The organism is Serratia sp. 2C06 (assembly GCF_050037615.1).
Lineage (GTDB): Bacteria > Pseudomonadota > Gammaproteobacteria > Enterobacterales > Enterobacteriaceae > Serratia > Serratia ureilytica.
On record NZ_CP188299.1, the window covers coordinates 2,385,701 to 2,403,566 of the forward strand.

Consider the following 17,866-nt stretch of genomic DNA (forward strand, 5'->3'; position numbering starts at 1 on the left):
AATTATGTTAACCACGGCGAAAACTAAAGCTTCAAAGCTTAAGGGATCATGATGCAGAACGGCGCAATGAAGGCCTGGCTGGATTCCTCCTATCTGGCGGGCGCGAACCAGTCTTACATAGAGCAGCTCTATGAAGATTTCTTAACCGATCCGGGTTCCGTTGAAGATAGCTGGCGTTCCATTTTTCAACAGCTACCAACCGCGGGTGTCAAACCCGATCAGCTCCACTCTCAAACGCGCGACTACTTCCGCCGCTTGGCGAAAGACTCCGCGCGCTACAACACCACCATCACCGATCCGGCAACCGATGCCAAACAGGTCAAGGTACTGCAGCTGATCAACGCCTTCCGCTTCCGCGGACATCAGCATGCCAACCTCGATCCGCTCGGCCTGTGGCAGCGTGAGCAAGTTCCTGACCTTGAGCCCGCTTACCACAACCTGACCGAAGCCGATTTCCAGGAAACCTTCAACGTGGGCTCTTTCGCCATCGGCAAAGAAACCATGAAGCTGGGCGATCTGTACGCCGCGCTGAAGCAGACCTACTGCGGTTCGATCGGCGCTGAATACATGCACATCACCAACACCGAAGAGAAACGCTGGATCCAGCAGCGCATCGAGTCGGTGGTGGGGCGCGCCAGCTTTACCGCCGACGAAAAACGCCGTTTCCTGAACGAGCTGACCGCTGCGGAAGGCCTGGAACGCTACCTGGGCGCCAAATTCCCGGGCGCCAAACGCTTCTCGCTGGAAGGCGGCGACGCGCTGGTGCCGATGCTGAAAGAGATGGTGCGCCACGCCGGCAAGAACGGCACGCGTGAAGTGGTGTTGGGCATGGCCCACCGCGGCCGTCTGAACGTGCTGATCAACGTGCTGGGCAAAAAACCGGCCGACCTGTTCGACGAATTCGCCGGCAAGCATAAAGAACACCTCGGCACCGGTGACGTGAAATATCACCAGGGCTTCTCCTCCGACGTGGAAACCGAAGGCGGCATGGTTCACCTGGCGCTGGCGTTCAACCCGTCGCACCTGGAGATCGTCAGCCCGGTGGTCATGGGGTCGGTTCGCGCCCGTCGCGATCGTCTGGACGAAGCGCGCAGCAACATGGTGCTGCCGATCACTATCCACGGCGACGCCGCCATTACCGGCCAGGGCGTGGTTCAGGAAACCCTGAACATGTCTCAGGCTCGCGGCTACGAAGTGGGCGGCACCGTGCGCATCGTCATCAACAACCAGGTTGGCTTCACCACCTCCAACCCGCTGGATGCGCGCTCTACCGAATATTGCACCGACATCGCCAAAATGGTTCAGGCGCCGATCTTCCACGTTAACGCGGACGATCCGGAAGCCGTGGCCTTCGTCACTCGCCTGGCGTTGGATTTCCGTAACACCTTTAAGCGTGACGTGATGATCGATCTGGTCTGCTACCGTCGCCATGGGCACAACGAGGCCGATGAGCCGAGCGCCACCCAGCCGGTGATGTATCAGAAGATCAAGAAACATCCTACGCCGCGCAAAATCTACGCTGACATTCTGACCGAACAGAAAGTGGCCAGCCTGGAAGATGCCACGGAAATGGTCAACCTGTATCGTGATGCGCTCGACCGCGGCGATTGTGTGGTTGAAGAATGGCGTCCGATGAATCTGCACTCCTTCACCTGGTCGCCGTACCTGAACCACGAGTGGGATGAAGAGTACCCGAGCAAGGTTGAGATGAAGCGTCTGCAGGAACTGGGCCGCCGCATCAGCACCGTGCCGGAAGCGATCGAAATGCAGTCGCGCGTGGCGAAAATCTACGCTGACCGCGCCGAGATGGCGGCGGGCAACAAGCCGTTCGACTGGGGCGCCGCCGAAACGCTGGCCTACGCCACCATGGCGGATGAAGGCATTCCAATCCGCATCTCCGGCGAAGACGCCGGCCGCGGCACCTTCTTCCACCGTCACGCGGTGGTGCACAACCAGAAAAACGGTTCGGTCTATGTTCCGCTGGCGAATATCCACAGCGGCCAGGGCGAATTCAAGGTCTGGGACTCCGTGCTGTCTGAAGAGGCGGTGCTGGCGTTCGAATACGGCTACGCCACGGCGGAACCGCGCACGCTGACCATCTGGGAAGCGCAGTTCGGCGACTTCGCCAACGGCGCGCAGGTTGTTATCGATCAGTTCATCAGCTCCGGCGAGCAAAAATGGGGCCGTATGTGCGGCCTGGTGATGCTGCTGCCGCACGGCTATGAAGGCCAGGGCCCAGAGCACTCCTCCGCGCGTCTGGAACGTTATCTGCAGCTGTGCGCTGAGCAGAACATGCAGGTGTGCGTCCCGTCCACGCCGGCGCAGGTTTACCACATGCTGCGTCGTCAGGCGCTGCGCGGTATGCGTCGTCCGCTGGTGGTGATGTCGCCGAAGTCGCTGCTGCGTCATCCGCTGGCGGTCTCTTCGCTGGACGAGCTGGCCAACGGCACCTTCCTGCCGGCGATCGGCGAGATCGACGATTTGGATCCGAAAGCGGTCAAGCGCGTCGTGTTGTGCTCCGGTAAGGTTTACTACGACCTGCTGGAACAGCGTCGCAAGAACGAGCAGAAAGACGTGGCCATCGTGCGCATCGAGCAGCTGTATCCGTTCCCGCATCAGGCCGTGCAGGCCGTGCTGGAGCAATACTCGCACGTGCATGACTTCGTCTGGTGTCAGGAAGAGCCGCTGAACCAGGGCGCCTGGTACTGCAGCCAACACAACTTCCGTGAAGTGGTGCCGTTCGGGGCTTCTTTACGTTACGCAGGACGTCCGGCCTCCGCCTCTCCGGCGGTGGGTTATATGTCCGTACACCAGAAGCAGCAGCAGGCTCTGGTGAATGATGCGCTGAATATTGACTAATGTTCGCTCGCTTGCCGGCCGAGGGGCCGGCAAGCAGATGATAAAAAACTTAAGGGAAAGCTAAATGAGTAGCGTAGATATTCTGGTTCCTGACCTTCCTGAATCGGTTGCCGATGCGACCGTAGCCACCTGGCACAAGAAACCGGGCGACAGCGTTCAGCGTGACGAAGTCCTGGTTGAAATCGAAACCGACAAAGTGGTGTTGGAAGTGCCGGCCAGTGAAGCGGGTATTCTCGATGCTATCGTGGAAGAAGAGGGCGCGACCGTACTGTCTCGCCAGCTGCTCGGCCGCATCCGTCCGGGCGACAGCTCCGGCAAGCCGACCGCTGAGAAGAGCCAGGAGAAAGAAGCCACGCCTGCACAGCGCGCGACCGCGAGCCTGGAAGAAGAAAGCAATGACGCGCTCAGCCCGGCGATTCGCCGCCTGATTGCTGAACACGATCTCGATGCCGGCGCCATCAAAGGCACCGGCGTGGGTGGCCGCATTACGCGTGAAGACGTGGAAGCGCACCTGGCTAAAGGCGGCGCCGCTGCCAAACCAGCCGCCGCTGAAGCCGCGCCGCAGCCTGCTCTGGCCGGCCGCAGCGAAAAACGCGTGCCGATGACCCGCCTGCGCAAACGCGTCGCCGAGCGTCTGCTGGAAGCGAAAAACAGCACCGCGATGTTGACCACCTTCAACGAAATCAACATGCAGCCGATCATGGATCTGCGCAAGCAGTACGGCGAAGCCTTCGAGAAACGCCACGGCGTGCGTCTGGGCTTCATGTCCTTCTACATCAAGGCGGTGGTTGAAGCGCTGAAGCGTTTCCCGGAAGTGAACGCGTCGATCGACGGTTCCGACGTGGTTTACCACAACTACTTCGACATCAGCATCGCGGTTTCTACTCCGCGCGGCCTGGTGACGCCGGTACTGCGCGATGTGGACGCTATGAGCATGGCTGACATCGAGAAGAAAATCAAAGAGCTGGCCGTTAAGGGCCGCGACGGCAAACTGACCGTGGAAGAGCTGACCGGCGGTAACTTCACCATTACCAACGGCGGCGTATTCGGCTCCCTGATGTCCACCCCGATCATCAACCCGCCGCAGAGCGCCATCCTGGGCATGCACGCCATCAAAGATCGCCCAATGGCGGTCAATGGTCAGGTGGTGATCCAGCCGATGATGTATCTGGCGCTGTCTTATGACCACCGCCTGATCGACGGTAAAGAATCCGTCGGTTATCTGGTGACGGTCAAAGAGATGCTGGAAGATCCAGCTCGTCTGCTGCTGGACGTCTAGTAACCCTTGCCGGGCGCGGCATGCCGCGCCCGCACTCTGTGCTATGTGGCCGGAAAACCATGCGGTTTACCGCGTAATAATGGTCCGGCTAAAAACCTTCAGAACTGAATGGATAGAACATCATGAATTTACACGAATATCAGGCAAAACAGCTGTTTGCTCGGTATGGCATGCCGGCACCAACCGGTTACGCCTGTACCACTCCGCGTGAAGCAGAAGAAGCCGCATCCAAAATCGGCTCCGGCCCGTGGGTGGTGAAATGTCAGGTTCATGCTGGCGGCCGCGGTAAAGCGGGCGGCGTTAAAGTCGTCAACAGCAAAGAAGATATCCGTGCCTTCGCGGAAGCCTGGTTGGGCAAACGTCTGGTGACTTACCAGACTGACGCGCTGGGCCAGCCGGTTAACCAGATCCTGGTAGAAGCGGCGACCGACATCGATAAAGAGCTGTACCTGGGCGCCGTTGTAGACCGCGCGACCCGTCGCATCGTATTCATGGCGTCTACCGAAGGCGGCGTGGAAATCGAGAAAGTGGCGGAAGAAACCCCGGAACTGATCCACAAAATGACCATCGATCCGCTGGCGGGTCCACAGCCTTATCAGGGCCGTGAGCTGGCCTTCAAACTGGGCCTGACCGGCAAGCAAGTCAGCCAGTTCGCCAAGATCTTCATGGGTCTGGCGACGCTGTTCCTGGAGCGCGACCTGGCGATGGTTGAGATCAACCCGCTGGTGATCACCAAGCAGGGCGATCTGGTGTGCCTGGACGGCAAACTGGGCGCCGACGGCAACGCCCTGTTCCGTCAGCCTGAACTGCGTGAAATGCGTGACCCTTCGCAGGAAGACGAGCGTGAATCCCGTGCGGCTCAGTGGGAGCTGAACTACGTTGCCCTCGACGGCAACATCGGCTGCATGGTGAACGGCGCCGGTCTGGCGATGGGCACCATGGACATCGTTAAACTGCACGGCGGCGAACCGGCCAACTTCCTGGACGTTGGCGGCGGCGCGACCAAAGAGCGCGTGACCGAAGCGTTCAAAATCATCCTGTCCGACGACAAGGTGAAAGCGGTTCTGGTTAACATCTTCGGTGGTATCGTACGTTGCGATCTGATCGCTGACGGCATCATCGGCGCAGTGGCTGAAGTGGGCGTTAACGTCCCGGTCGTGGTGCGCTTGGAAGGGAACAACGCCGAACTGGGCGCCAAGAAACTGGCGGACAGCGGTCTGAATATCATTGCTGCGACCAGCCTGACTGATGCGGCTCAGCAAGTTGTTGCAGCAGTGGAGGGTAAATAATGTCCATCTTAATCGATAAAAACACCAAAGTAATTTGCCAGGGCTTTACCGGTAGCCAGGGGACTTTCCACTCCGAACAAGCTATCGCTTACGGCACCAAAATGGTTGGCGGCGTCACCCCAGGCAAAGGCGGCACTCAGCACCTGGGTCTGCCGGTGTTCAACACCGTGCGTGAAGCGGTTGAAGCGACCGGCGCGACGGCCTCTGTCATCTACGTTCCAGCGCCGTTCTGCAAAGACTCCATTCTGGAAGCGATCGATGCCGGCATCAAACTGATCATCACCATCACCGAAGGCATCCCGACTCTGGACATGCTGACCGTGAAAGTGAAGCTGGACGAAGCCGGCGTGCGCATGATCGGGCCGAACTGCCCTGGCGTGATCACCCCGGGCGAGTGCAAAATCGGCATCATGCCTGGCCACATCCACCTGCCGGGCAAAGTGGGCATCGTTTCACGCTCCGGTACCCTGACCTATGAAGCGGTGAAACAAACCACCGATGCCGGTCTGGGCCAGTCCACCTGCGTGGGCATCGGCGGCGACCCGATCCCGGGCTCCAACTTCATCGATATCCTGAAGATGTTCCAGCAGGATCCGCAGACCGAAGCGATCGTGATGATCGGTGAGATCGGCGGCAGCGCTGAAGAAGAAGCGGCAGCTTACATCAAAGAACACGTCACCAAACCGGTTGTCGGCTACATCGCCGGCGTAACCGCGCCGAAAGGCAAGCGTATGGGCCACGCGGGCGCCATCATCGCAGGCGGCAAGGGCACGGCGGACGAGAAGTTTGCTGCGCTGGAAGCGGCGGGCGTGAAAACCGTTCGCAGCCTGGCGGACATCGGCGACGCGGTAAAAGCGGTGCTGAAGCGCTAAGCATTGAGTACGAAATAACACTATCTCGACATGTTTGGCCACCCATTGGGTGGCCTTTTTTATGGGTGAAGATCAGAAATCGTTGAGCGCCTTGATCAGCGCGATCCGATCCTGCAGGCGGCGCTGCCGCACCGGATCCGCGGCGGTTTGCCACTGTTGCTCCAGCGAGGTGAGGGCGGTGCGGTAATCGTCGGCATTGTTGAACAGCGCGTCTTTGACGTTGATCGAGGCGACGTTGGTGTAGCGCCCGTCGTCGGTGGTCGGCACCTGGATAACGCCTTCATTGAGCAGCCGTTTGACGATCGCCCGCTGCGGTTCGTATCCTTCCATGCCAACCAGTTTCCAGCGCTGCGGCGGCACGCTCTGATACTGGCCGTGTTTCACTTCCGTCAGGTAGCGCAGAGTCAGGTTGCGAATGGTGCCTTCTTCTTCACCGTATTGCGCTTTGCTGTCGAACAGCACCGGGAAGGATTGCCCCTCCAGCGCGCCGCCCTTCTGCGTCAGATGGCCCATACGGTAACTGTTCATGCCCAGGCGGATCGGCATGTCATCGGTGACCGGCGTGCCGTCTGCCAGGCGCAGACTGACGATGCGTGAACCGGCCGGTTGACGCAGATCGATAGTGTAAGTGACGCCGTCGAAGAAATCGTTGGTGGAATATTTGGACGAGCGCCGCGCCGGGTTAAAGCTGTAGGTGACGTCGCCCGGCTGCAGCTGATTGAAATAATCGGCAGACCACTCCATGTAGCGTTTAAGCGCTTTGCCGTTGAGCTGATAAACGGTGATCTCGCCGCCGGCGTATTGGTAGTTAAAGGCGATATCCTTGGCCTTGATGTCGCCGACATCCAGTTTGGCGCGATCGTTGTCGATCTGCAGGGCGATCACCTGCGCCAGCGGTGCATAGTGACGGGCGGCCTGCTGAAATAACTCACTGATGCCGGTATCCTGAACGTGTACCTGAGGAATGCCGCGGAACTCGTCGGCAGGCACCAGATCGCTGCCGCTCAGCTTCGCCACGACTCGGTTGGCGTTGGCGCGCAAAATGTCATGATACGGCTGGTAGAGAGCCTGCATGGCGCTGTCCGGCGCCAGCCCCTTGATGGAATAGGTGTAGCTGTTTTTGTCGATCAGCGTGAATTTGCCATCGCGGCGTTCAAATTGCAGGTCAATGCGTGACAGCGCGCGACCGTACTTATCCGGCTCCGTGATGATGACGCCGTTCACCACCGCTTTGTCGATTTTCACATGCATGTGGCCGGCGACGATCGCCGCCAGCTCCGGGTTGGCGTTGGCGATGTCCGCCACGCCGGTGCCGGGGCGCTGGTTCTCGTTGTCGATGCCCATATGCGCGACCAGCACGATCGCGTCGACCTGGCCGTCGATCTGCCTGATGACCTGTTTCACCGCCTGTACCGGATCGGTGAAGTTCAGCCCTTTGATGCGATCGGTGCCCTTGGCGAATTCCGCAGTCATCGGCGTGTCCATGCCGATGATGCCGATCTTCACGCCCTGGCGTTCGAGGATGGTATAGGCCGGCAGATAAGGTTTGCCGCTGTCCCAGACGATGTTGCCCGCCAGCGCCGCGCCTTTAAACTGTTTGAGCGGCGTGGCCAGCGCCGGCAGACCGAAGTCGAATTCGTGGTTGCCCATCACCCAAACGTCGTAGTCAAGCGCGTTGAGGCCCAGCATCATCGGGCTGACGGCCTCCTGTTTGAAGGTTTCGACGAAGTTGCCCTGGATGGTGTCGCCGGCGTCCACCAGAATCAGGTTGGGCTGTTCGGCGCGCACCTTTTTGACCTGGGTGGCTATCTGGCTCAGGCTGCCCGCCAGGTTTTCCGTGTCGCTGGCGTAGTCCCAGGGCACGAAAGTGCCGTGCAGATCGGAGGTGCCCAACAGGGTGATATTTACCGTTTCGGCGGCCATGGCGTTTCCCGAGAGTCCCAAGACAGAGGCAAAGATGATTTTTTTCATAAGTTATTGTCACTCAATGCAATTTTAACATAAGTGGTCATTTTGCTACAAAATCGCAACCTTTACGATCCCATTGCGAGAAATAGACTAATATTGGAGAGAGATTTGTTGTTTTGTGACTGCTATCACTGTCACGGCTTATTGGAAATAAAAGGTTAATTATGTCGCATAATAAGTTCGTAATAATACAATGGCGGCTCTTTTGAATTACATTTATTTAACACAAAAATATCATTAAAAAACAATTAAACCATTGCGCAACATGACCCTAAGAAAATTATGCGAAATGTGCTGATGAATATGGAAATAATATGCGGATAGGCTTAAATTGTCTCAGATCAAATTAGGCCGAAGTACCTCTTTCGGCTAAGATTTGACCTGTAACCAAAAGTCCAACCCACGTCACGTAAAAACCTATTTATTGTGTGGGATTGGGCGAGTATCATCCATGTTGTGATTATGGATGGTTGATCTTGTTGCATTTGTTACCCGTTGTCGGTTTTCAGTGGCGTGCTTGTCGACGGCCCGTGTGGGCTATTGGCCGAGTGTGCGGTTGAAAGCGGAGAAGCTGGATCAAATTTGTTGTGTTTAAGGGCATTCACTGCGGGGCGTTACTGGCGGCTTTGAAAGAAGCGTGCCGATAACCGCGTGTCGGAGTCTTCCTGCGAGGAGCAAGGAGTCAAGATGTTTGATATTGTCGAACTGTCGCGCTTACAGTTTGCTTTAACGGCGATGTACCATTTCTTATTTGTCCCATTAACGCTCGGTATGGCGTTCTTGCTGGCAATTATGGAAACGGTATATGTCCTGTCTGGCAAACAAATCTATAAAGACATGACCAAATTCTGGGGAAAGTTATTTGCGATTAACTTTGCTCTGGGTGTGGCCACCGGTTTGACCATGGAGTTCCAGTTCGGGACTAACTGGTCATATTTCTCTCATTACGTCGGCGATATCTTCGGGGCCCCTCTGGCTATCGAAGGTCTGATGGCGTTCTTCCTTGAATCGACGCTGGTCGGCCTGTTCTTCTTCGGCTGGGATCGTCTGAGCAAGGTGCAGCACATGGCGGTAACCTGGTTCGTGGCCCTCGGCTCCAACCTGTCCGCGCTGTGGATCCTGGTCGCCAACGGCTGGATGCAGAACCCGATCGCGTCGGATTTCAACTTCGAAACCATGCGCATGGAGATGGTCAGCTTCTCCGAGTTGGTTCTTAACCCGGTTGCGCAGGTGAAATTCGTTCACACCGTGGCTGCAGGCTACACCACCGGCGCCATGTTCGTGCTGGGCATCAGCGCTTACTACCTGCTGAAGGGCCGCGACATCGCTTTCGCCAAACGCTCCTTCGCCATCGCCGCCAGCTTCGGCATGGCTGCGGTGCTGTCGGTGATCGTGCTGGGTGACGAATCCGGTTACGAAATGGGCGACGTACAGAAAACCAAACTGGCCGCCATCGAAGCGGAGTGGGATACCCAGCCGGCGCCGGCGTCCTTCACCCTGTTCGGCATCCCCGATCAGGACAAGATGGAAAACTCCTTCTCTATTCAGATCCCGTATGCGCTTGGCCTGATCGCTACGCGTTCCACCGACACTCAGGTCACCGGCCTGAAAGATCTGCTGGCGCAACATGAAGTGCGCATCCGCAACGGCATGAAAGCCTACCAGCTGCTGGAAGAGCTGCGCGGCGGCAATACCGATCCTGCGGTGCGTGCGGAATTCAACAAAACCAAGCAAGACCTGGGCTACGGCATGCTGCTGAAGCGTTATACCCCGAACGTCAGCGACGCGACGGAAGCGCAGATCCAGCAGGCGACCAAGGACTCCATTCCACGCGTGGCGCCGCTGTACTTCGCCTTCCGCATCATGGTGGCCTGTGGCGTGCTGATGCTGCTGATTATCGGTCTGTCATTCCTGAGCGTGGTGCGCGGCCGCATCGGCCAGAAAAAATGGCTGTTGCGTGCGGCGCTGTATGGCTTGCCGCTGCCGTGGATCGCGGTGGAAGCCGGCTGGTTCGTGGCGGAATACGGCCGTCAACCGTGGGCGATTGGTGAGGTGCTGCCGACCGCAGTCGCCAACTCTTCGCTGACCGCGGGCGACATTCTGTTCTCGATGGGGCTGATTTGCGGCTTGTACACCCTGTTCCTGGTGGCTGAAATGTACCTGATGTTCAAGTTTGCGCGTCTGGGTCCAAGCAGCCTGAAAACCGGCCGCTACCACTTTGAACAACCGACTGCCGCCGTGCAGGAAGCGCGCTAAACAGGAGTCCACGTATGTTTGACTATGAAGTACTGCGATTTATCTGGTGGGTGCTGGTTGGCGTACTGCTGATCGGCTTCGCCGTCACCGACGGTTTCGACATGGGCGTCGGCATCCTGGTGCGCATCATCGGTAAAACCGATACCGAGCGCCGGGTGATGATCAACTCCATCGCCCCTCACTGGGACGGTAACCAGGTGTGGCTGATCACCGCCGGCGGCGCGCTGTTCGCCGCCTGGCCGATGGTCTACGCAGCGGCCTTCTCGGGCTTCTACGTCGCCATGATCCTGGTGCTGGCGGCGTTGTTCTTCCGCCCGGTCGGTTTTGACTACCGTTCCAAGCTGGAGAGCAGCCGCTGGCGCAACATGTGGGACTGGGGCATCTTCATCGGTTCCTTCGTGCCTGCGTTGGTGTTCGGCGTGGCGTTCGGCAACCTGCTGCAGGGCGTGCCGTTCCATGTGGACGAGTACCTGCGTCTGTTCTACACCGGCAACTTCTTCCAACTGCTGAATCCGTTCGGTCTGTTGGCAGGCGTGGTCAGTCTGACCATGCTGGTCACTCAGGGCGCGACCTACCTGCAGATGCGCACCACCGGCGAGATCCACCTGCGGTCACGCGCCGCAGCGCAGATCGCGACGCTGATCATGGCGGTATGCTTCCTGCTGGCGGGTGTGTGGCTGGTTAAAGGCATCGACGGCTACGTGATCACTTCGGCGCTGGACACCATGGCGGAATCCAACCCGCTGCGTAAAGAAGTGGCGCATCAGGCCGGCGCATGGCTGATCAACTTCAACAAGTATCCGCTGCTGTGGGCCTTGCCTGCACTGGGCGTAGTGCTGCCGTTGTTCACCATCCTGTTCTCGCGTCTGGAGAAAGGCGCGCTGGCGTTCGTCACCTCGTCGCTGACCATCGCCTGCGTCATCCTCACTGCCGGGGTCACCATGTTCCCGTTCGTGATGCCGTCCAGCACCGTGCCTAACGTCAGCCTGACCATGTGGGACGCGACGTCGAGCCTGTTGACGCTGAAAGTGATGACCGTCGTGGCGGCGATCTTCGTGCCTATCGTTTTGGCGTACACTAGCTGGTCGTACTACAAAATGTTCGGTCGTCTCGACAAGAACTACATCGAAAACAACAAGCATTCGCTGTACTAAGGATAAGGAGCTAAACCATGTGGTATTTTGCCTGGATTCTCGGAACGCTTCTTGCCTGCGCCTTCGGCATCATCACGGCGCTGGCGCTTGAGCAGAGCGAAGCGACCAAAGCTCAGCAAGACGGTAAGTAATGAGCTCGTCCGTGATTGACAAGCTGTACGCTGTCACCGACAAGGGCCCGGTTCGGGCCCTTTCCCTGGTGCTGGCGTTGATTTTGGCGGGGTGCGTGTTCTGGGATCCGACGCGTTTCGCCGCCAAAACCAGCTCGCTGGAGATTTGGGAAGGGCTGTTGCTGATTTGGGCCGTATGCGCCGGAGTGATCCACGGCTTCGGATTCCGCCCGCAGCGCAGCGTCTGGCGCGCTTTTTTCGCGCCGCTTCCTGCAATTGTGATCTTGTGCGCAGGATTACTTTACGTTTCTTTATAATCTCCCCGATGTCCCCACGTTATGGGCCCTCACGGCCCATAATTATTTTCATTCCCATCTTGTAACCCATTCCCAACCCGATCTGTCTTGCGTATAGTAGCAGCGTTAAATTGCATTGCTGGGAAGTAGAGTGAGTAATACGTTGTTTCGATGGCCGGTTCGCGTTTACTACGAGGATACCGATGCCAGTGGTGTGGTCTATCACGCCCGCTACGTCGCCTTTTTTGAAAGAGCGCGCACAGAGATGCTGCGTCAGCACAACTTTCATCAACAGCAGCTGCTCAGTGAACAAGTCGCTTTTGTCGTCCGGCGCATGACGGTGGATTATCTGGCTCCGGCTCGTCTCGACGAGCAACTGGAGGTCCAGAGTGAAATCACCTCTCTGCGCGGGGCTTCTCTCACGTTTGCTCAACGCATTGTCAATTCTGACGGGGCCCTACTGAGCCAGGCAGATGTCCTGATTGCCTGTATTGATCCACACCAAATGAAGCCAAGAGCGCTTCCTAAGTCTATTGTCGCGGAGTTTAAGCAGTGACTGACATGAACATCCTAGATTTATTCTTGAAGGCGAGCCTGCTGGTTAAGCTTATCATGTTGATTTTGATATGCTTCTCGGTAGCCTCTTGGGCGATCATCATTCAGCGCACCCGCATCCTCAATGCGGCGACGCGTGACGCCGAAGCCTTTGAAGACAAATTCTGGTCCGGTATCGAGCTTTCCCGTCTGTACCAGGAAAGTCAGGCGCGTCGCGATAGCCTGACCGGTTCCGAGCAGATCTTCCATTCCGGCTTCAAAGAGTTCGCCCGCTTGCACCGCGCCAACAACCATGCGCCGGAGTCGGTGATCGAAGGGGCGTCGCGTGCGATGCGCATTTCGATGAACCGCGAGCTGGAAACGCTGGAAACCCATATTCCGTTCCTCGGCACCGTCGGTTCGATCAGTCCGTACATCGGCCTGTTCGGCACCGTGTGGGGGATCATGCACGCCTTTATCGCGCTGGGCGCGGTGAAGCAAGCCACGCTGCAGATGGTGGCGCCGGGTATCGCCGAAGCGCTGATCGCCACCGCGATCGGTCTGTTCGCCGCCATCCCGGCGGTAATGGCCTATAACCGTCTCAACCAGCGCGTCAACAAGCTTGAGCAGAATTACGACAACTTTATGGAAGAGTTCACCGCTATTCTGCATCGTCAGGCCTTCTCCAGCGACAGCAAATAAGTAGGAGGTAGCATGGCGAGAGTACGTGGACGTAGTCGGCGCGAGCTGAAGTCCGAAATTAACATCGTTCCGCTGCTCGACGTGTTGCTGGTGCTGCTGCTGATCTTTATGGCAACCGCGCCAATCATCACGCAGAGCGTGGAGGTTGACCTGCCGGACGCCACCGATTCCAAAACGGTGTCCAGCGATGACAATCCGCCGGTGATCCTCGAGGTTTCCGGCGTAGGTCAATACACCCTGGTGGTGGATCACAACCGTATGGAGCTGCTGCCGCCTGAACAAGTCGCGGCCGAAGCCAAGTCGCGTTTGGCGGCTAACCCGAAAACGGTCTTTTTGATCGGCGGTGCGAAGGAAGTCCCTTACGATGAGATTATCAAGGCATTGAATATTCTCCATCAGGCGGGCGTGGCTTCCGTGGGGCTGATGACCCAGCCGATCTGACCGTAAGGCGAACGGCAACCCGGTTCCTGCGCTGCGGCCCAGGAACCCCGTATAAGCAACACCAGTTTTTGGGAATCTATTTTGGTAAAGGCAACTGAGCAAAACGATAAGCTGAACCGCGCCGTTATTGTTTCGGTCGTTCTGCACTTCATATTGATTGCCCTGCTGATTTGGGGATCGCTGCAGGAAAAGGTCGACATGGGCGCCGGCGGTGGCGGTGATGGCACCGTGGTGGGCGCGATGATGGTCGATCCCGGCGCGGTGGTGGAGCAGTACAACCGCCAGCAGCAGCAGAGCAACGATGCGCAGCGTGCCGAGAAGCAGCGCCAGAAAAAAGCGGAGCAACAGGCCGAAGAGCTTCAGCAGAAGCAGGCGGAGCAACAGCAGCGCCTGAAAGAGCTGGAGAAAGAGCGTTTGGCGGCGCAGGAGAAAGCCGCGCAGAACGCCAAGGCGCAGGCTGAGCAACAGCAGAAGGCGGCGGAGCAGCAGAAACAGGCCGCCGAGCAGCAAAAAGCGGCGGAAGCCGCCGCAGCCAAGGCCAAAGAGCAACAGAAGGTCGCCGAAGCCGCCGCCGCCAAGGCGAAGGCCGAAGCGGACAAGGTCGCCAAGGCGCAGGCGGAAGCCCAGAAAAAAGCCGAAGCGGAAGCCAAGAAAGAAGCGGCCGCTGCCGCCGCCGCCAAGAAACAGGCGGAAGAGGCGAAGAAAGCCGCCGCCGCTGCGGCAGAAAAGAAAGCCGCAGAGGCCGCGGAGAAGAAAGCGGCCGCTGAAGCCGAGAAAAAAGCCGCAGCGGAAGCCGAGAAGAAGGCTGCCGCCGAGGCAGAGAAGAAAGCGGCGGCCGAGAAAGCCGCTGCCGCCAAAAAAGCCGCTGCGGACGCCAAGAAGAAGGCCGCCGCCGAGGCTGCGAAACAATCGGAGGAAGTTAGCGATCTGTTTGGCGGCCTGGCGGATGGCAAGAACGCGCCGAAAGGCGGCGGTGCCAAATCGAAGGGCGACGGTAAACCGGCCGGGCAGGGCAATGCCAAGACGGCTGGCGCCAGCGGGGCGGATATCAGCGGTTATATGGGGCAGATTCAAGGGGCGATTCAGAGCAAGTTTTATGACGCCAGTTCGTTCGCCGGCAAAACCTGCGACCTGCGTATCAAGCTGGCGCCGGACGGCCTGCTGATAAGCGTACAAGCAGCGGGGGGCGATCCTGCTCTGTGTCAAGCTGCGGTGTCTGCCGCCAAGTTGGCGCATATACCGAAGCCGCCGAGCGATGCCGTTTATCAGCACTTTAAGAATTCTATCCTTGAATTCAAACCGCAATAACGGTTGATTGAGTGAGTGTTATCACAGGGATGTACTAAGGTAACCAACAGGGATTATGTAGTTTTACGTAAGTTGGTTTGTTAAAATTCTGCTAATTTATCGCAGGCATCCCGCCTGGATAAGGGAGATGAGATGAAGCAGGCATTTCGAGTAGCGCTAGGTTTTTTAATTCTGTGGGCGTCCGTGTTGCACGCGGAAGTTCGCATTGAAATCACCCAAGGGGTCGACTCCGCTCGTCCGATTGGCGTGGTGCCGTTTAAATGGGCGGGCCCAGGCACGCCGCCGGAAGATATCGGCAAGATTGTCGGCGCGGATCTGCGCAACAGCGGCAAATTCAACCCGATCGACGTGGCGCGCATGCCGCAGCAACCTACCTCCGCGTCTGAAGTGACGCCGGCGGCCTGGACTGCATTGGGCATCGACGCCGTAGTGGTCGGTCAGGTTCAACCTGGCGCCGACGGCAGCTACCTGATCTCCTACCAGTTGGTGGACACCTCGGGTTCGCCGGGCACCGTATTGGCGCAGAACCAGTATAAAGTGACCAAACAGTGGTTGCGTTATTCTGCCCATACCGCCAGCGACGAAGTGTTCGAGAAGCTGACCGGCATCAAGGGCGCGTTCCGCACCCGTATCGCCTACGTGGTGCAGACCAACGGCGGGAAATTCCCGTACGAGCTGCGCGTAGCGGATTACGACGGTTACAACCAGTTCACGGTGCACCGTTCACCTGAGCCGCTGATGTCGCCGGCCTGGTCGCCGGATGGCAGCAAACTGGCTTACGTGACCTTCGAGAGCGGCCGTTCCGCGCTGGTGGTGCAAACCCTGGCTAACGGCGCCATCCGCCAGATCGCTTCCTTCCCGCGCCACAACGGTGCGCCGGCGTTCTCGCCGGACGGCAGCAAGCTGGCCTTCGCGCTGTCCAAGAGCGGCAGCCTGAACCTGTACGTGATGAACCTCGGCTCCGGCCAGATCACGCAGCTGACCGATGGCCGCAACAACAACACAGAACCGACCTGGTTCCCGGATGGCCAGTCTCTGGCGTTTACCTCCGACCAGGGCGGGCGTCCGCAGATTTATAAAATCAGCGCCAGCGGCGGTGCCGCACAGCGTCTGACGTGGGAAGGCTCTCAGAACCAGGATTCTGAAGTCAGCTCCGATGGTAAATTCCTGGTGATGGTCAGCACCAACAGTGGTGCACAACACATCGCCAAACAAGATCTTGGATCGGGCGCCGTTCAGGTTTTGACCGGCACCTTCCTGGATGAAACGCCTAGTATTGCGCCAAACGGCACCATGGTGATCTATAGCTCCACGCAAGGTATGGGCTCCGTGCTGCAGTTGGTGTCAACTGATGGGCGTTTCAAAGCGCGTCTTCCGGCAACTGATGGACAGGTCAAATTCCCTGCCTGGTCGCCGTATCTGTGATGCATGTGTAAATATGTATGGCAAACTATAAAAGGATCAAAGAAATGCAACTGAACAAAGTGCTGAAAGGGCTTCTGCTGGCACTGCCAGTTCTGGCTGTAGCAGCTTGTAGTTCTAACAAAAGCGCGAACAACGACCAATCTGGTATGGGCGCTGGCGCCGGCACTGGTATGGAAAACGGCAGCAGCAACCTGTCTTCCGAAGAACAAGCTCGTCTGCAGATGCAAGAACTGCAGAAGAACAACATCGTTTACTTCGGCCTGGACAAGTATGACGTAAGCTCCGAATTCGCTCAGATGCTGGACGCGCACGCTGCATTCCTGCGTAACAACCCGTCTTACAAAGTGACCGTTGAAGGCCACGCTGACGAACGCGGCACGCCGGAATACAACATCGCTCTGGGTGAGCGTCGTGCTAACGCCGTTAAAATGTACCTGCAGGGTAAAGGCGTTTCCGCTGACCAGATCTCTATCGTTTCTTACGGTAAAGAAAAACCAGCAGTACTGGGCCACGACGAAGCGGCTTATGCTAAAAACCGTCGTGCCGTTCTGGTTTACTAAGAGAATCGCATGAACAGTAACTTCAGACGTCACCTGTTGAGTCTGTCGTTACTGGTTGGCGTAGCGGCCCCTTGGGCCGCTACTGCCCAAGCGCCAATCAGTAATGTCGGCTCCGGCTCGGTCGAAGACCGTGTCACCTCGCTTGAGCGCATCAGCAATGCTCAAGGCCAGCTTTTAAACCAACTCCAGCAGCAACTCTCTGACAATCAACGCGACATTGATTCTCTCCGTGGACAAATCCAGGAAAGCCAGTATCAGTTGAATCAGGTCGTTGAACGCCAGAAGCAAATCTATCAACAGATGGATAGCCTCAGCCAGGGCGGCGCTCAGAGCGCCTCTGCGGCAGCAGGCGCTGCCGGCGGGGCAGCCGCAGGCGCATCTTCCGATGCGGGCAGCAGCGCGCCTGCAGCCGCTTCTGCAACGCCGAGCGGCGGTGATGAGAACAGTGACTACAACGCCGCTGTTTCTCTGGCGCTGGAAAAAAAACAGTATGACCAGGCGATTTCCGCCTTTCAGTCCTTCGTAAAACAGTACCCGAAGTCCACTTACCAGCCCAATGCCAACTATTGGCTGGGCCAGTTGTTCTACAACAAGGGTAAAAAAGACGATGCGGCCTACTATTTTGCGGTGGTGGTGAAGAATTACGCTAAATCACCGAAGGCGCCGGACGCCATGTACAAGGTGGGTATCATCATGCAGGAAAAAGGGCAGGCTGATAAAGCCAAGGCCGTGTTCCAGCAGGTGATTAAACAATACCCAACCAGTGCGGCGGCCAAGCAGGCGAAAAGTCGCGTAGGCGGTTAACGGCTAGAA

General features: G+C 57.8%; 16 protein-coding genes. 15 read left to right on the top strand and 1 reads right to left on the bottom strand.

What is annotated here, in order from left to right; translation table 11 throughout:
- The first annotated feature begins 51 nt into the window (after positions 1–51).
- The 4 genes from sucA (at position 52) to sucD (ending at position 6,299) form a co-directional block, all read left to right on the top strand.
- Positions 52–2,859, top strand: coding sequence for a 2-oxoglutarate dehydrogenase E1 component (gene sucA / locus ACP3TA_RS11775; RefSeq protein ID WP_033644215.1), 2,808 nt, complete (start codon positions 52–54; stop codon positions 2,857–2,859).
- A 64-nt stretch (positions 2,860–2,923) separates the two neighbouring features.
- A complete protein-coding gene (gene odhB, locus ACP3TA_RS11780; RefSeq protein WP_033642197.1) occupies positions 2,924–4,138 on the top strand; it encodes a 2-oxoglutarate dehydrogenase complex dihydrolipoyllysine-residue succinyltransferase in 1,215 nt (404 codons plus the stop codon).
- A 122-nt stretch (positions 4,139–4,260) separates the two neighbouring features.
- On the top strand, positions 4,261–5,427 hold the full coding sequence (gene sucC, locus ACP3TA_RS11785) for an ADP-forming succinate--CoA ligase subunit beta (protein WP_015376978.1): 1,167 nt from the start codon (positions 4,261–4,263) through the stop codon (positions 5,425–5,427).
- On the top strand, positions 5,427–6,299 hold the full coding sequence (sucD, locus tag ACP3TA_RS11790; protein WP_004939878.1) for a succinate--CoA ligase subunit alpha: 873 nt from the start codon (positions 5,427–5,429) through the stop codon (positions 6,297–6,299). The genes sucC and sucD overlap by 1 nt, the downstream gene beginning before the upstream one ends.
- A 72-nt stretch (positions 6,300–6,371) precedes the next feature.
- Here the strand turns inward: sucD and ACP3TA_RS11795 are convergent, their stop codons facing one another.
- On the bottom strand, positions 6,372–8,270 hold the full coding sequence (locus tag ACP3TA_RS11795; protein WP_033642198.1) for a bifunctional metallophosphatase/5'-nucleotidase: 1,899 nt from the start codon (positions 8,268–8,270) through the stop codon (positions 6,372–6,374).
- Positions 8,271–8,954: 684 nt separating this feature from the next.
- Between ACP3TA_RS11795 and cydA the strand changes: the two genes are divergently transcribed.
- The 11 genes from cydA (at position 8,955) to cpoB (ending at position 17,857) form a co-directional block, all read left to right on the top strand.
- Complete coding sequence (gene cydA / locus ACP3TA_RS11800) at positions 8,955–10,523, top strand: cytochrome ubiquinol oxidase subunit I (RefSeq protein ID WP_004939873.1); 1,569 nt, start codon at positions 8,955–8,957, stop codon at positions 10,521–10,523.
- Positions 10,524–10,537: 14 nt separating this feature from the next.
- Positions 10,538–11,677 carry a cytochrome d ubiquinol oxidase subunit II gene (gene cydB / locus ACP3TA_RS11805; RefSeq protein WP_015376980.1) on the top strand — a complete coding sequence of 380 codons (1,140 nt, stop codon included), beginning with the start codon at positions 10,538–10,540 and terminating at the stop codon, positions 11,675–11,677.
- A gap of 17 nt (positions 11,678–11,694) precedes the next feature.
- Complete coding sequence (cydX, locus tag ACP3TA_RS11810) at positions 11,695–11,808, top strand: cytochrome bd-I oxidase subunit CydX (RefSeq protein ID WP_004939868.1); 114 nt, start codon at positions 11,695–11,697, stop codon at positions 11,806–11,808.
- Entirely contained in the window at positions 11,808–12,104 is a 297-nt protein-coding gene (gene ybgE, locus ACP3TA_RS11815) for a cyd operon protein YbgE (RefSeq protein ID WP_004939866.1), read from the top strand. Before cydX ends, ybgE begins: the two co-directional genes overlap by 1 nt.
- A gap of 130 nt (positions 12,105–12,234) precedes the next feature.
- The gene (gene ybgC / locus ACP3TA_RS11820) at positions 12,235–12,639 is read left to right on the top strand and encodes a tol-pal system-associated acyl-CoA thioesterase (protein WP_004939863.1); all 405 of its coding nucleotides are present in this window, start codon (positions 12,235–12,237) and stop codon (positions 12,637–12,639) included.
- Positions 12,636–13,319, top strand: coding sequence for a Tol-Pal system protein TolQ (gene tolQ / locus ACP3TA_RS11825; RefSeq protein WP_004939862.1), 684 nt, complete (start codon positions 12,636–12,638; stop codon positions 13,317–13,319). The genes ybgC and tolQ overlap by 4 nt, the downstream gene beginning before the upstream one ends.
- Positions 13,320–13,331: 12 nt before the next feature.
- Positions 13,332–13,760, top strand: a complete 429-nt coding sequence (tolR, locus tag ACP3TA_RS11830; RefSeq protein WP_004939859.1) for a colicin uptake protein TolR — start codon at positions 13,332–13,334, stop codon at positions 13,758–13,760.
- A gap of 81 nt (positions 13,761–13,841) precedes the next feature.
- Positions 13,842–15,068 carry a cell envelope integrity protein TolA gene (gene tolA / locus ACP3TA_RS11835; RefSeq protein WP_426784609.1) on the top strand — a complete coding sequence of 409 codons (1,227 nt, stop codon included), beginning with the start codon at positions 13,842–13,844 and terminating at the stop codon, positions 15,066–15,068.
- Positions 15,069–15,200: 132 nt separating this feature from the next.
- Positions 15,201–16,493 carry a Tol-Pal system beta propeller repeat protein TolB gene (gene tolB / locus ACP3TA_RS11840; RefSeq protein WP_004939856.1) on the top strand — a complete coding sequence of 431 codons (1,293 nt, stop codon included), beginning with the start codon at positions 15,201–15,203 and terminating at the stop codon, positions 16,491–16,493.
- A gap of 44 nt (positions 16,494–16,537) precedes the next feature.
- A complete protein-coding gene (gene pal / locus ACP3TA_RS11845) occupies positions 16,538–17,053 on the top strand; it encodes a peptidoglycan-associated lipoprotein Pal (RefSeq protein WP_004939853.1) in 516 nt (171 codons plus the stop codon).
- A 9-nt stretch (positions 17,054–17,062) separates the two neighbouring features.
- Positions 17,063–17,857: a cell division protein CpoB gene (gene cpoB / locus ACP3TA_RS11850; protein WP_004939852.1), complete on the top strand. Its 795-nt coding sequence runs from the start codon at positions 17,063–17,065 to the stop codon at positions 17,855–17,857.
- Positions 17,858–17,866: the final 9 nt, after the last annotated feature.